The sequence below is a fragment of the Anaerococcus sp. AGMB09787 genome (assembly GCF_022808955.1).
GTDB lineage: Bacteria > Bacillota > Clostridia > Tissierellales > Peptoniphilaceae > Anaerococcus.
Genome location: NZ_JAKZEY010000030.1, coordinates 1 through 12366, shown reverse-complemented (window position 1 = coordinate 12366; position 12366 = coordinate 1). Strand labels below are relative to the sequence as shown.

The 12366-nt window shown below is 33.1% G+C and carries 21 protein-coding genes and 1 rRNA gene; 18 read left to right on the top strand and 4 right to left on the bottom strand.

The genetic code is table 11. From position 1 onward, the window contains the following. Window positions 1–112 precede the first annotated feature (112 nt). Window positions 113–229: ribosomal RNA gene (gene rrf, locus MUN42_RS06875) — 5S ribosomal RNA — on the top strand. Between the two features lie 358 nt (window positions 230–587). On the opposite strand, the gene MUN42_RS06870 is transcribed toward rrf, so the two are convergent. The 4 genes from MUN42_RS06870 to MUN42_RS06855 form a co-directional block, all read right to left on the bottom strand. Next, the gene (locus MUN42_RS06870; RefSeq protein ID WP_243343884.1) at window positions 588–1604 is read right to left on the bottom strand and encodes a site-specific integrase; all 1017 of its coding nucleotides are present in this window, start codon (window positions 1602–1604) and stop codon (window positions 588–590) included. A 100-nt stretch (window positions 1605–1704) separates the two neighbouring features. Beyond that, window positions 1705–2376, bottom strand: a complete 672-nt coding sequence (locus tag MUN42_RS06865; protein ID WP_243343883.1) for an NYN domain-containing protein — start codon at window positions 2374–2376, stop codon at window positions 1705–1707. 161 nt (window positions 2377–2537) lie between these two features. Then, entirely contained in the window at window positions 2538–3170 is a 633-nt protein-coding gene (locus tag MUN42_RS06860) for a hypothetical protein (protein WP_243343882.1), read from the bottom strand. 70 nt (window positions 3171–3240) lie between these two features. Continuing rightward, window positions 3241–3876, bottom strand: coding sequence for a LexA family transcriptional regulator (locus MUN42_RS06855; protein ID WP_243343880.1), 636 nt, complete (start codon window positions 3874–3876; stop codon window positions 3241–3243). 153 nt (window positions 3877–4029) lie between these two features. On the opposite strand from MUN42_RS06855, the gene MUN42_RS06850 reads away from it, so the two are divergent. The 17 genes from MUN42_RS06850 to MUN42_RS06775 all read left to right on the top strand — a co-directional run. Continuing rightward, entirely contained in the window at window positions 4030–4254 is a 225-nt protein-coding gene (locus tag MUN42_RS06850; protein WP_243343878.1) for a helix-turn-helix transcriptional regulator, read from the top strand. A gap of 85 nt (window positions 4255–4339) precedes the next feature. After that, entirely contained in the window at window positions 4340–4525 is a 186-nt protein-coding gene (locus tag MUN42_RS06845; RefSeq protein ID WP_243343876.1) for a hypothetical protein, read from the top strand. 7 nt (window positions 4526–4532) lie between these two features. Next, the gene (locus MUN42_RS06840) at window positions 4533–4766 is read left to right on the top strand and encodes a hypothetical protein (protein WP_243343875.1); all 234 of its coding nucleotides are present in this window, start codon (window positions 4533–4535) and stop codon (window positions 4764–4766) included. A 68-nt stretch (window positions 4767–4834) separates the two neighbouring features. Further along, window positions 4835–4960 (top strand): hypothetical protein, encoded by a 126-nt coding sequence (locus MUN42_RS09805; protein ID WP_279323814.1) that lies wholly within the window; start codon window positions 4835–4837, stop codon window positions 4958–4960. Between the two features lie 81 nt (window positions 4961–5041). Continuing rightward, the gene (locus tag MUN42_RS06835) at window positions 5042–6025 is read left to right on the top strand and encodes a ParB N-terminal domain-containing protein (RefSeq protein ID WP_243343873.1); all 984 of its coding nucleotides are present in this window, start codon (window positions 5042–5044) and stop codon (window positions 6023–6025) included. Continuing rightward, window positions 6026–6502, top strand: coding sequence for an ORF6C domain-containing protein (locus MUN42_RS06830; protein ID WP_243343871.1), 477 nt, complete (start codon window positions 6026–6028; stop codon window positions 6500–6502). After that, window positions 6492–6653, top strand: coding sequence for a hypothetical protein (locus tag MUN42_RS06825; protein WP_243343868.1), 162 nt, complete (start codon window positions 6492–6494; stop codon window positions 6651–6653). The genes MUN42_RS06830 and MUN42_RS06825 overlap by 11 nt, the downstream gene beginning before the upstream one ends. Before the next feature lie 10 nt (window positions 6654–6663). Beyond that, window positions 6664–6831, top strand: coding sequence for a hypothetical protein (locus tag MUN42_RS06820; protein WP_243343866.1), 168 nt, complete (start codon window positions 6664–6666; stop codon window positions 6829–6831). A gap of 81 nt (window positions 6832–6912) precedes the next feature. Further along, window positions 6913–7086 carry a hypothetical protein gene (locus MUN42_RS06815; RefSeq protein WP_243343864.1) on the top strand — a complete coding sequence of 58 codons (174 nt, stop codon included), beginning with the start codon at window positions 6913–6915 and terminating at the stop codon, window positions 7084–7086. Then, complete coding sequence (locus tag MUN42_RS06810) at window positions 7073–7534, top strand: hypothetical protein (RefSeq protein WP_243343862.1); 462 nt, start codon at window positions 7073–7075, stop codon at window positions 7532–7534. Before MUN42_RS06815 ends, MUN42_RS06810 begins: the two co-directional genes overlap by 14 nt. A gap of 2 nt (window positions 7535–7536) precedes the next feature. Continuing rightward, on the top strand, window positions 7537–7827 hold the full coding sequence (locus MUN42_RS06805) for a hypothetical protein (protein ID WP_243343860.1): 291 nt from the start codon (window positions 7537–7539) through the stop codon (window positions 7825–7827). 101 nt (window positions 7828–7928) lie between these two features. Next, window positions 7929–8162: a hypothetical protein gene (locus MUN42_RS06800; RefSeq protein WP_243343858.1), complete on the top strand. Its 234-nt coding sequence runs from the start codon at window positions 7929–7931 to the stop codon at window positions 8160–8162. Beyond that, window positions 8155–8349 (top strand): hypothetical protein, encoded by a 195-nt coding sequence (locus MUN42_RS06795; RefSeq protein WP_243343857.1) that lies wholly within the window; start codon window positions 8155–8157, stop codon window positions 8347–8349. Before MUN42_RS06800 ends, MUN42_RS06795 begins: the two co-directional genes overlap by 8 nt. 25 nt (window positions 8350–8374) lie before the next feature. Then, a complete protein-coding gene (locus tag MUN42_RS06790; protein WP_243343855.1) occupies window positions 8375–10330 on the top strand; it encodes an AAA family ATPase in 1956 nt (651 codons plus the stop codon). A 9-nt stretch (window positions 10331–10339) separates the two neighbouring features. Further along, on the top strand, window positions 10340–11305 hold the full coding sequence (locus tag MUN42_RS06785) for a recombinase RecT (protein WP_243343852.1): 966 nt from the start codon (window positions 10340–10342) through the stop codon (window positions 11303–11305). Then, complete coding sequence (locus MUN42_RS06780; RefSeq protein ID WP_243343850.1) at window positions 11305–12021, top strand: MBL fold metallo-hydrolase; 717 nt, start codon at window positions 11305–11307, stop codon at window positions 12019–12021. Before MUN42_RS06785 ends, MUN42_RS06780 begins: the two co-directional genes overlap by 1 nt. After that, window positions 12022–12366, top strand: a 345-nt coding sequence (locus tag MUN42_RS06775; RefSeq protein WP_243343849.1) for a phage replisome organizer N-terminal domain-containing protein, incomplete at its 3' end; no start/stop codon positions are given.

Genomic DNA, 12366 nt, shown 5'->3' with positions numbered 1-12366 from the left:
AATGAATTGGATAGGGAATTAAGGAGCTTCGGCTTCATAACGAAATCAAAGATTTCTATTACGCGAAGTCTGACCTTCTATAATTTACTACGTAAATTAGATAGGTCATGAATATAGTGGCAATAGCAATAGGGATACACCTGTACCCATACCGAACACAGAAGTTAAGCCTATGAGCGCCGATGGTACTCGGAGGGAGACCTCCCGGGAGAGTAGGACGCCGCTAAACAAATTAGACTGAGTAATCAGTCTTTTTTTATGCTTATTTTTAATATGAAAATTCTTATCATCATTTTAAAAAATTTTACTAATATATAATTTACTACTAACATATTCTTTTTATATCCCAAATACTTTAGGAGTCGATAATATTTTATTTTTAATCTTATGCATAATCAAAAATTTATACAAATATCGAATTATATGAATATTGAATATTATTAAATTTTTGACATTTATATTTCTTATGATATAATAGCATAAAGGAGGTATTTCTGGAAGGAAGACGGTTGGTGAGGGGTGGGGGTTGTTAAATATTTAAATTTCAATGGTTTGTGTTTTTCTAATTTTCTCCCGTCACAAAACCGTCACATATTTTTTTGAATGAAATCTTCTGCTATCTTATAGGTGTCTTTGGTATAATGGATATAAGTTTTTACTATTGTATTCAAATCATCTCCAGCAAGGTAAGCTGTTGTTTTTAGGTCGAGGCCATTCTGTACTAGTCTTGTTATATATGAGTGCCTAAAGTGATGAAAAGTTACATTGGAATTATTAGTACACTTGCTAGCTTTATTTAGATTCCTTCTATAAAAAGATAGACTTGAATTAAATAATCTTCTATCTATGGATAACACGTTTCTATTTTCCATAAATGACATCAAATCTTTATTTAAGTGATTGGGTATAGGCACTGTTCTAATTCCATTTTTAGATTTTGGAAGAGTGAATTTTTTGTTTCTAGTATCATATTGTTTAGTAACCTTTATAGATGAGTTTTGTATATCTGATGTTGTAAGCCCGAGAATTTCACTAACACGTAATCCTGCATAGTAGCCTATTTTGCATATTAGTTTTAAATCATCATTTGATATGTTTTTTATTATTTCTTTAAATTCCTTTTCTTCTATATTTCTTTTTTCTTTTGCTTTTTTACGTGGATAATATAAAAATGGATTATCTATTTTTATTTTAAGTTCTCTTATAAGATAATTGTAAAAAGTTTTCATTTTGTATATAGTGCCAGGTTTTGAATTTTTGATGAAGTTTTTGTATTCTATAGGTTTTATTGTTGTTATAATTTTATCATCTAAAGGTGTATATCTTAGTAAAGAAACGCTAGTTCTATATGTGTGAGGGCGAACTCTATCTCTAAGATCGTCTAAGTATATTTCTTTAAGTCTACCCAAGGTCATTTTTTCATAGTCGTTTTCTATCTTTTGTTGCCGTTCAGAGGAAGTCTTGATAGCCCATTGGGTAGCTTGGTTTTTCTTGTCAAAGGTTTTGGATTCTACTTGGTGCCAGGAGCTTCCTTCTTTCTGTCTTATGATAGCTTGGTATTTGTTAGAATCTTTTCTTTGCCTAATTGTATAAGATGTTTGCATAATTTACTCCTATTTGTGGTATAATAGAAGTGGATATAATAGTATCCACTTGATTTATTAACCTCTCTTAAAATGCCTACACAAGAGGGGTTTTTGTTATTTAATTATTATTTGTTAATCTATCATCACACACTCGTAACCCATCTATATGTTCAAATAGATCGTCTTTGATTTTCCTACCTAGGGGATCCAGAACAAAATCTATTCCTTCTCTTCTAGCTAGTTTGGCAGCAGGAACGAAATCAGAGTCTCCAGCTATTAGTATTATTTTATCTACTTGCTTTTTATAAGCTAGGGAAGCGATATCTACTCCTATTTTCATGTCAACTCCTTTTTGTTTTGATGTTAAAAAGAAGTCAGTATAGTCTAATTTGTCTATTGTTTTATTACCTTTTATCAGTTTTTTAACTGTATCATATTTTAATGTATAGTGGGTATCATTTTCTGAAATTCTACCCAATCTGAGTGCTACTTTTCTTTTTTTCTTGAGTTCGTTTAAGAATTCATTCATCCGTTTATAATGATCAAGATTTTTCATATTTATGACTTTATCGGTCAAAGGATTATAAATACTTGTTTCTAATGGTGGACAGTCATAGTAAAATAATCTATACAATTCATAAAAAACATCTTGTTTTCTTATACGTTCTTTAAGATGTCTCATGCAATATGATATTAAAATACGAGCATCCTCCTTTGCCGTTTCGCCTTTTAATTTAGGTAAAGCAACTTTTCTGTAATATCCTCCATCAACTAATATAGCTGCTTTCATATAAATATATTTCTCCTTATACTAAAAAATCCTTGGGTTCGAAGCTTCCCTTATGGTGGGAGATCTACTACCAAGGATGAATTAACTTTTTTAGCAATTTATATTGCTTAATAATATAATATATCATGCTTGGTTACTTGTCAAATATTTTTTATTTGCTTTTAGTTCACTGGAACTTTAAAGGTTGCTCTTTGTTTTTGATCGTTGCCATCATATTGTACAAAATGCACTAAAACTTCAGAACTTTCATTATTAAGTCCAAAAGCTTCTTCTGCCAGTTCTATTTTTGCACCTACAGGGGCTTGAGCTGCAACGTTGCTTAAAACAAGGGGATAAGTGGATCCAACACTACCACTATCATCTATAACTTGGTCAGGTGTTAAAAACAACCCATCCATAACACTATCTTCAAAACCTAAATTCTCATAGGTATAAGAAACCACTATAACTTGAGCAGGGTTCTTATCACTAGCTTGGTTACGTTCATCCGTTGCTTTTACATCAAGAATTTTTAATTTCCATTGGCCATCTACAACCCATTCATCATCTATGGATAGGATTTGGTCTTGTTGTTCTGCTTGCTTTTGAGCTTTTTCTTGCTCTTGGGCAACGAGGGAATTATATTGGTCAATTTTGGCATTGACTTCTTCGACTTGAGCTTTTATTTGTTCGTTTTCTTCTTTGAGTGCTTGGTTTTCTGTTTTGAGTGTTTCATTTTCTTTAGCTAGGTCATTATTGCCAGCACAAGATGTGAGCAGAGATAAAGATAACACTGCAAGTAAAATTTTCTTCATAAATCCTCCTAATGTGATATAATATAAGTGAGCAAAGCAGAGATGGGATTAAGTTCTCATCTCTTTATTTTTATTTATTTCTTTTCGACAATACTGCTATCATTTCTCCTAATATTCTTACCTCCTTTCCATCATCTTTGTTTATAATTATTGGCTGGTAGGTATCGTTACAAGGGGATAGGATTATGGCTTCGTTTGTTTTTGTGAATTTCTTTAAAGTTGCATCTCCGTCTATAAGAGCTGCTACTATGGTTCCGTTTTCTACATCAGGCGTCTTTTTAAAGAATACTAAGTCGCCATCGTGGATATTGGCATCTATCATAGAATCACCGTCTGCATATAAACAAAAATCAGCAGCAAATATATCAGGATCTGAAGGGTAGTAGCCTTGATAATTTTCTGCAGACCATACAGGATAACCGCATACTATGGATCCAAGGATGGGGATTTTCTTTATAGCTTTGACAGGTATTACTCCTGGTATGTTTGATAGGTCGTTTTTGTCTTCTGTAAGATCTGACTTATAAATATCAAAGAAATCAGCCATTTCTTGAATTTTATCTATTCTTGGATAACTTTTTCCATGAATCCAATTGAATACTGTTGTTTCTGGGTATTTCATTATTCTTGCAAATTCAGTTGGAGTTAAATTTCTATTTTTTAACTCTCTTTTAAGGTTTTTGGATAGAATTTTTTTATTATTCATGTTATTCTCCTTTCTTTATATACATAATATCATCTTTCTATTTAAAAGTAAAATATTATTTTAAAAATAAAAAAAATACCATTTTACAGTTGACAGCACTATTTAATGGTGGTAAACTTATATTAGTGATTGAGAAAGCGAGGTGAGAAAAAAATGGATAAATTAAAAATTAGTTTAAAAGCTGCAAGAATTAATGCTGAAATGACAGCAAAGGAAATAGGATTAAAGATTGGTAAATCAGAAAAAACTATATTAAATTGGGAAAATGGAATCACTCCAATACCAGCAGAATATTTTGATAGGTTGTGTAAAATATATAAAATTTCAACTGATTATATTCAAGTGCCAATAATTAAAGATGATTTTTTTTGCGAATAAACCACTATTAAATAGTGGCATAAAAGGAGAAGCTTTTAAATTTAACTGGTGGGAACTTTATGAAGATTAAATATTAGGAGATATTATGGAAAATTTAAAGGATTTAAAAATTAAGATTAAGGTCAAGGGGCTAGATGACTTTAAAGATAAGCTTGATGAACTTAGTAGTGAATTTGAAAATCTTAAAAACAATATGGGTAGGATTAATGATCTGGTCAATGAGATTAATGAGATGGATTTGGTAGTTGATGTCGATAGGGATTTGAAATGAGGTTTGTATGGAGAAAGTTATTGATAATAAATTGAAGTCAAAATATGTGGAAGGGTTGGAGTATGCGGAGAGTAGGCTTTCTGGTATGTCTATTGATGTTTTAAGGAGAGCGTGCAGGGCGGATAAGCTTACTTTTTCTGTTGCTTTGCCACCAGAGGATGAGAATATCAAGTGGAGGTACTTGGTGGATGTGCAGACTTTTGAGAAGTGTTTGAATGGCGAGATGAATTTGTTTAAGTAAGGAGGAGCTATGACGATATTGTTGGATTTTTGTTGTTTTTAGCAATCTATAAATGGTTTGTGTATAGTATGGCTTTTAAAGGGCTTATGTATTATATAGGGACTCATTATGGGGAAGATGATATGGATAAAATAGATATGAGAAAAGTCATTCAAATAGCTATTGAAAAGACTTTGAATGACTTTAAACATTAATATCCTAATTCTTGTTTGATAATTTGAGTTATAACAAGGGGAGATTTGAGTAAGTAACTTTTAGGAAGAAAGGAAGAATAAATGCTAATAGATATTGATAAAATCAAGGTCAATGATCGTATCAGAAAGGACTTAGGGGATCTTAGCGAATTAGCTGAAGATATTGAGAAGAACGGACTAATAAATCCACCCGTTGTTACTCCAGATTACGAGCTTATAGCAGGAGAAAGACGACTTGAAGCTATGAGGCAGTTAGGCTATAAGCAGGTGGAAGTAAGAACCTTTGTACCAGACGATGCAGAGCATAAGCTGATGATTGAAATTAGTGAGAATGAAGAAAGAAAAGAATTTACTAAGACAGAAAGAATAGACTATGCAAGGCAACTTGAAAGGATTGAGAGGGTCAAGGCAAGTCAAAGGGAAAAAGCAGGGGTAGCAATAGACCCTAGTCAGAATTCTGACGGGGGTAGGACAGATGATATTGTAGCAGAAAAGCTAGGAATTGGAAGTAGAGACACTTACAGAAAAGAAAAATATATTGCCGACAATGCTGACCCTGAAACACTTGAACAATGGAATAAGGAAGAGATAAGCACACACAAGGCTTATAAGAGAGTGAAGGAGTTGGAAAGGGAACTTGAGGAAAAGGAGAAGGCAAATAGAAAGCTTACCGAGCAAATAAGCCAAATGGAGAATCAAGTAGAGGTTATCGAGAAGGAAGTAATTCCGGAAGATTATAAGGATCTCAAAAACGAAGTAGACGGATTGTTGAAGGATAATGAAGAGCTTAAAAATAAGCTATATATGGAAAGGGATAGGAAGAAAGAGGCTATAAGTCAGCTAAAGGCTGAAGATGCCAAGAGGGAAATTATTGACCAGGTTCAAGGCTTTCATTATAGGATAGCGGGATTTATCAAGGAAGTAGGAGGGCTTTTGTATTTAACTGAGTATATAGACGAGGTACCGCCCAGTACAAAGAAGATGTTTTTGTCATCTATTAAGTATTTAAGAGAGTTTAGCGAGCAATTGTATAAGAATGTGGAGAGCAATTTAAAGGAGAATTAAATGACTGAAATTACAAGGATTAATAAGAATATTGAAAGTATGAGTTTGGAAGAAGTAGTTAAATGGTCAATTGTTAATCAAAATGAAACGGCACAAGTTGCCAAGGAGAATGCTCAAAGAATTATAAAGCACGAGGAAGAGCTTGTATCTCTTAGAGATGATGTAAGGGATTTGAAGGAAGAGCAAAGGATAGAAGCCTTCGAAGATTTGATTATTAAGAAGAAGGTGAACAGGATTGTAAGGGGCAAAATCGGAGATGCCTATAGGAATAAAAGCAAGAGAGCAATAGCCTATGGCTACGCTTATAGGGCTATAAGGGGGATAGGCTATAAGTCTCAAGGAAGTACCAAGAGAAGAGATTATAAGCATGTTTTGCAAGCTATAGATGACGGGATAATTGATTTTACTATGGCTGATGTTAATAAGAGATATAAGCAAATACTAGAGGAAAAAGAGGAGATGAATAATGCAAATTAAAGATTTAATAAGTCTTTTAGAACAATGTAACGAAGATGATGAAGTTATATGCATGGCAATAATTAATGGATCTGACTATGCTTTAGATATAAAAGGTGTAGGGACTATTGAAGATGATGAAGTGATTTATATTTACGCCAAAGAGGAATAGGAGGAAGAATATGAGAAATAAGAAAAATAAGAGAAGTAAAAGAAGTAAAAGGGTTAGACCAGTGGTGATTTGTAAGGCTTGTGCTAAGAGGAGCGAAGACTGGGAAAGGTTAAAAAGAGAGAGGAAGAAAGAAGAGTTTATGAAGTTTGTGGTAGATACAGGGAACTCATTTGAATAAAAATATAGCCGTTGCGACTAGCAACGACTATAACGGTTAAACATTTGTTTATACTCATACTATACCAGGGAGATGAAGAAAATGAAAGTAGTAAGAGAAGCAGAATTCAGAGAAAGAATTAAAAGATTTACATTAGCCGAGTTATATCTTGTAAAGAATTGGATTGAGTCAAAGCCAGAGCGCCACAAGAGAGAGAAATTAAGACACTTGAAAGATGAGATAGAAAGAAGGGAGAAAAGGAATGAAGGTATTTAATCTGCAAAGGGATATCTTGAGAGCAATGATAAAGAGTGCAGAGAAGAGAACGGTCAATGAGATTTATTTTGATGAAGATGATAAGAATTTTTATGTTGGCGATCTTTATAGGCTCTATAAAATACCAAAAGATATGAACTTCTTGGATTATAGGAGTTGTGAGCGTAAGCCTTTAAAAGGATTTTTAGATGATAAAGGCGAGCTAATAAATCTTGTAGATGTTGGACTCATAAGCAGAGAGGAAAATGGGGACTTAAGGTTGCTAAAATCTGGAAATTTTGATGTATGGGTAAATAATTCATTCTTTAAGTATCTAGGAAGTCCTACACAGTATAAAACGCTAGGAAATGGCTGCCCTGTTTTATGCTATCAGGCAAAGGAAGTAGTAGCTTGTCTATGCCCTGTTGAACAGAATTATAAGGTTGAAATAGTAAAAAATGAGGGATAGCTATGGAAAAGACAATTATATCAATAAAAGAGCTTGCTGAGAGGTGGTCTTGTAGTGAAGGATATATCTATAAACTTGAACAAAATGGACTATTGACTAGGACTAAGTTGAGCAAGGTCTGCTTTCCAATAAGCCAAATAAGGGAAATAGAAATGAGCGAAGAACCATCACCAACTTTGCAAGATGTAAAAATGTTAAGGGAAGAAAATAGGAAGCTTAATAGGGAGAATAAGTCCCTAAGAAAGAGTTTATATGAAGCGAGTCAAGTATTATATGGAGGTTATGAAGTATGAAAACACAAATACAAGAAGTCTTTGATGTGATTAAAGAAAATCCGTCAATAAGTTATAAGGATATTGATTAAGAATATGAAGAATTTGTAGGGAGAAATGAGATGAAAGAATGGAATAGTTTTGATGCTGAACAATTTATAAGCGAACATTTAGTAGCTATGGTAAAGCTTTACGCTGATGACATCAAAGCAGTAATTGAGGAGGAAAGTGCTGATTATGCGATTAACAATATTGATATGTTAATGTTTTGTAAATGGGCAGAGGATCATATCGATGATTATAATGCTTCAGCAATATTAAATGAAAAACAAGAAGAAAGGAGAGATAATGGATAAAAATGGAATTGGTATAAAAGTCGAGTTAAAAGACAGAAACATATATATTGGAAATAATTCAAATAGTGTGGTAAAGATAGACTCTTACGGAAATGTTGAGATTAGAAATACGGATGTAGACAGAAAAGAAAATAAGGACAATATGAAAGAATATCGCCCTTATATCTCTTTTGATAAATTTGTTTGAGTTGTTTAGCTAGGAAGGAGAGAAAATGGAGATTATAATTAAAAAGTTATTCTTTAAAAATTTTAAGGGATTTAAAGAAAAAGAAATTGATTTTGAAAAAGATTTAACGAAGATAAGTGGGGACAATGCAACAGGAAAGACTACTATATTTGATGGTTTTTCTTGGCTTTTGTGGGGCAAGGATAGTCAAAATAGGAAAGATTATGAAATAAAGCCTTATCAAGAAGATGGGAAAAATATCAATAATGTAGAAACAAGCGTAGAAGGTGTCTTTGATGTAGACGGTAAAGAGATTAAATTTGAAAGAGTTTATAAGGAAGTTTGGAGCAAAAAACGCGGATCCAACACTGAAACCTTTACAGGAAATACCACAGACTTCTATATAAATGACGTTCCAAAAAAGAAAAAGGAATACGAAGAAGAAATATCAAAGATTGTTAGTGAAGATGAGTTCAATCTTTTATCCAATCCTCTATATTTCAATACAATCTTAGATAAAAAAGAGCGTAGGAAGATTCTATTAAGTCTAGTAAAAGATGTAAATATCGACGATGTAAAAGAGGCTAATAAAGAGTTAGAAGACCTCGACTTATCAAACCACACAATAGAAGAAATTCAAGCAATGACCAAAGCTACTTGTAAGAAAATTAATAAGAAGTTAGAAGAGATAGCAGCTAGGATTGATGAGCTAGAGAATACTAAAACTACAGTTGACTTTAGCGAACTCAAAAAAGAAAAAGAAGGTCTTAAAAAAGAAATTGAAAATCTTGATAAAAAGCTCGCTGGATCTAGAAATGTAAGCGAAGAATTAGATGAAAAATACTCAAGAATTACAAAGATAAAAAATGAAATTTCAGAGATAAATTCTGAATTTGAAGATAGCAAAAATAAAAAGATTAAGAGCCTTGAAGAAAAAAACTTTGAAATAGGTAGAAAAATCACTATATCAGAGTTTGAAATTAATAATTGTAGAAATGTTATTGAAGATAAAAATAAAGAGGTTGAAAGGGCTAAAACTCTAATCGAAAAGCATGAAAAATATCTTAGTGAAATGCGTATCAAGTGGGGCGAAATACAGAAGAAAAAGTTTGATGGTAGCTTATCCTGCCCTATTTGTGGAAAAGAATTTGATCCAGACAAGAAAAAAGAAATAATAAAGCATTTTAACTTAGAGAAAAGTCAAGACTTAGAAGAATTGAGTAAGCAAGGTAAAAGTTTTAATGAAGCTATAGAAGGCTATAAAAAAGACATTGAGGACTCCAACAAAAACAAAGAAGAGTTTCTAATTAAGATTGAAAAACTATCAAAATCCCTTGAAAAACACAAAGAAGAAAAAGAAGAAATTCAAGAGCAGATAGCTAAGGTTAAGAGTTTGACTCTATGCGATAAGAAGCTTGAAGAAATAAAGAAGCTTGAAGAAAAGATAAAAAGTATTGAAGATGAAATAAAAAACATAGGCAAGGAAGATAATACTCAGATTTTGGAGCAAAAGAGAGCCTATAGCGAACGATTAGATGAACTTAATAATAAACTATCAAAGCAAGGTTTAAATGCCGAACTGGACGAAAAAATAAAGAAATACATGGACGAAGAAAAAGAGCTAGGAAAAGAATTTGAAAGCCAACAAGAAAAACTCTATCTATGTGATGAGTATATAAAGACCTACACAAATCTAGTTAGTGATAAAATTAATGATTTGTTTATCAAGGTTGAGTTCAAGCTATTCGATACACAGATAAATGGCGGGATTGTAGAAACTGCCGAGGCCACCTATAAGGGAGTGCCTTATGGATCACTTAATAGTGCAGCACAGATAAATGCGGGACTCGATGTAATTAAAAGCTTGTCTAGGCACTATGATAAGCAAATCCCAGTATTTGTGGACAATGCTGAATCTATAAATGATATAGCTGAAACAAATAGTCAATTAATAACATTATCAGTAAGCAAATTTAAAAATATAAGAGTTGAAAATTTATAGGAGGACGAAATGACAGAATTAATGAAACAGGAAAGAAAACAACTATCACCAGCTAACAGAATGAAGCAACTAACTAGCAATAGCGGCATTCAAGAAATGTTTAAAGAGAGTCTAGGGAAAAATGCAGGAGCTTTTCTATCATCACTTATTGAAGTGTATTCAGACCCAGAAGGAAATTTAAGCGAATGTGAACCTAAAGAGGTGATAATGGAAGCCTTAAAGGCTGCAACCTTGAAGTTACCCATTAATAAAAACCTGGGCTTTGCATGGATCATACCATATAACAAAAATACAAAAATAGTTGATGAAAATGGAAAAACTCAATGGGTTAAGGTAGCCCACCCTCAATTCCAAATAGGATATAAGGGGTTGATACAACTTGCTATGAGAACAGGCCAATATCAAACAATTAATGCTAACGTTGTATATGAAGGTATGGAAGTAAGCGAAGATTATTTGACGGGTAGTGTTAAGATCGAGGGCAAAAAGAAAAGCGATAAAGTTATAGGTTACTTTAGCTACTTTAAGTTAGTTAATGGGTTTGAAAAAGTCCTATATCGGTCTAGAGAACAAGTTATTGAACACGCCAAGAAACATTCCCAAGGCTATAAGAGCATGGAAAATGCTAAAAAAGGCAAGTACTACAAGGCAGAAAAATTTGTTCGGGATAGCGATTTTGACGAGATGGCAATAAAGACAATGACTAGAAGGCTTTTAACTAAGTATGGAGTGCTTAGTGTCGAAATGCAAAATGCGGAAATGACTGAAGCAGATACAAGCTTAGCAATGGATATGGAAGAAGAAGCCAATAAACAAGAATTAATCATCGAACCTCCTTCTAATGTTGATTTGGATACTGGAGAAATAATTGATGAAGATGGAAATGACATTGAAGAAGAGCATGAAGATAACATAGAAGGTCAATCAGATTTTTTTGGAGATGATTTTCAAGAACTAGATAAGGCACCTTTCTAATGAAAATACAAGTTTTAGGAACTGGATCAAGTGGCAATTGTTACAAGGTCAAAATTGGCAGGGCTACACTTCTTTTGGAGTGTGGTCTGCCCTTTAAAGTAATTCAAAAAAAGCTTAATTTCAAGGTATCGGAAATAGATGCATGCTTAGTAACTCATGAGCATATGGATCATGCAAAAGCAGTAAAAGACCTTATGAAGGCGGGTATTGATTGTTACATGACTAAAGGAACAGCAGAAGCCCTAGGAGTAAGCGGGCACAGGCTAAAGACTTTTAGGCCGTTCGAAAAAGCTAGGTACTATTCGGAAGTGTTAAAGGATTTGATAATTTTACCCTTTGAAGCAGTTCACGATGTAGCCGAGCCAGTAAGCTATTTCATAAAAACTAGGGACGACAAAGAATCGCTAGTATTTGTTACTGATACTGCATATTTAAAGTATAAAATACCCGACTGTGAGTGTCTAATGATTGAGTGTAACTATGTAAAATCTAGGCTTGATGAAAATGTAAGATTAGGAAATATAAATACAAATTTAAGAAATAGGATTGTGAAAAATCACTTGTCCTTGGAAAGCTTGGTAGAAGCCTTGAAGCTGGCGGACTTATCTAGGTGCAAAAAGATATACTTGTTGCATTTATCAGACGGAAACTCAGATGAAAAGCTGATAAAAAGAACTATACAAGAAATGACAGGAATTGAGGTGGTGGTGTGTTAGATGGCAGGAATAAGCTGGATTAAATTATCAGTAAATATCTTTGATGATGAAAAAATAAAGCTGATACGAAAAATGCCAGAGGGTGATGCTATTCTCTTGATTTGGATTCAACTTCTTTGCCTGGCTGGTAAGACCAATGATGGAGGGGCTATCTATATAGGTCAACACCTTTATTACACAGATGAAATGCTTGCGACTATATGTGATCAGCCTCTCAATACTGTAAGGCTTGCTATACAAACCTTTCAAAATTTTGGAATGATTAGTACCAATGATGATGGCTTGATAGTGATAGATAATTGGGAAAAGCATCAGAATATTGAGGGGATGGAAAGAGTAAGAGAG

What these genes read in the sequence shown, in the direction of transcription:
- MUN42_RS06870 (WP_243343884.1), bottom strand. Translation starts at nt 1,604, where the DNA reads ATGCAAACATCTTATACAATTAGGCAAAGAAAAGATTCTAACAAATAC.
- MUN42_RS06865 (WP_243343883.1), bottom strand. Translation starts at nt 2,376, where the DNA reads ATGAAAGCAGCTATATTAGTTGATGGAGGATATTACAGAAAAGTTGCT.
- MUN42_RS06860 (WP_243343882.1), bottom strand. Translation starts at nt 3,170, where the DNA reads ATGAAGAAAATTTTACTTGCAGTGTTATCTTTATCTCTGCTCACATCT.
- MUN42_RS06855 (WP_243343880.1), bottom strand. Translation starts at nt 3,876, where the DNA reads ATGAATAATAAAAAAATTCTATCCAAAAACCTTAAAAGAGAGTTAAAA.
- MUN42_RS06850 (WP_243343878.1), top strand. Translation starts at nt 4,030, where the DNA reads ATGGATAAATTAAAAATTAGTTTAAAAGCTGCAAGAATTAATGCTGAA.
- MUN42_RS06845 (WP_243343876.1), top strand. Translation starts at nt 4,340, where the DNA reads ATGGAAAATTTAAAGGATTTAAAAATTAAGATTAAGGTCAAGGGGCTA.
- MUN42_RS06840 (WP_243343875.1), top strand. Translation starts at nt 4,533, where the DNA reads ATGGAGAAAGTTATTGATAATAAATTGAAGTCAAAATATGTGGAAGGG.
- MUN42_RS09805 (WP_279323814.1), top strand. Translation starts at nt 4,835, where the DNA reads ATGGCTTTTAAAGGGCTTATGTATTATATAGGGACTCATTATGGGGAA.
- MUN42_RS06835 (WP_243343873.1), top strand. Translation starts at nt 5,042, where the DNA reads ATGCTAATAGATATTGATAAAATCAAGGTCAATGATCGTATCAGAAAG.
- MUN42_RS06830 (WP_243343871.1), top strand. Translation starts at nt 6,026, where the DNA reads ATGACTGAAATTACAAGGATTAATAAGAATATTGAAAGTATGAGTTTG.
- MUN42_RS06825 (WP_243343868.1), top strand. Translation starts at nt 6,492, where the DNA reads ATGCAAATTAAAGATTTAATAAGTCTTTTAGAACAATGTAACGAAGAT.
- MUN42_RS06820 (WP_243343866.1), top strand. Translation starts at nt 6,664, where the DNA reads ATGAGAAATAAGAAAAATAAGAGAAGTAAAAGAAGTAAAAGGGTTAGA.
- MUN42_RS06815 (WP_243343864.1), top strand. Translation starts at nt 6,913, where the DNA reads ATGAAAGTAGTAAGAGAAGCAGAATTCAGAGAAAGAATTAAAAGATTT.
- MUN42_RS06810 (WP_243343862.1), top strand. Translation starts at nt 7,073, where the DNA reads ATGAAGGTATTTAATCTGCAAAGGGATATCTTGAGAGCAATGATAAAG.
- MUN42_RS06805 (WP_243343860.1), top strand. Translation starts at nt 7,537, where the DNA reads ATGGAAAAGACAATTATATCAATAAAAGAGCTTGCTGAGAGGTGGTCT.
- MUN42_RS06800 (WP_243343858.1), top strand. Translation starts at nt 7,929, where the DNA reads ATGAAAGAATGGAATAGTTTTGATGCTGAACAATTTATAAGCGAACAT.
- MUN42_RS06795 (WP_243343857.1), top strand. Translation starts at nt 8,155, where the DNA reads ATGGATAAAAATGGAATTGGTATAAAAGTCGAGTTAAAAGACAGAAAC.
- MUN42_RS06790 (WP_243343855.1), top strand. Translation starts at nt 8,375, where the DNA reads ATGGAGATTATAATTAAAAAGTTATTCTTTAAAAATTTTAAGGGATTT.
- MUN42_RS06785 (WP_243343852.1), top strand. Translation starts at nt 10,340, where the DNA reads ATGACAGAATTAATGAAACAGGAAAGAAAACAACTATCACCAGCTAAC.
- MUN42_RS06780 (WP_243343850.1), top strand. Translation starts at nt 11,305, where the DNA reads ATGAAAATACAAGTTTTAGGAACTGGATCAAGTGGCAATTGTTACAAG.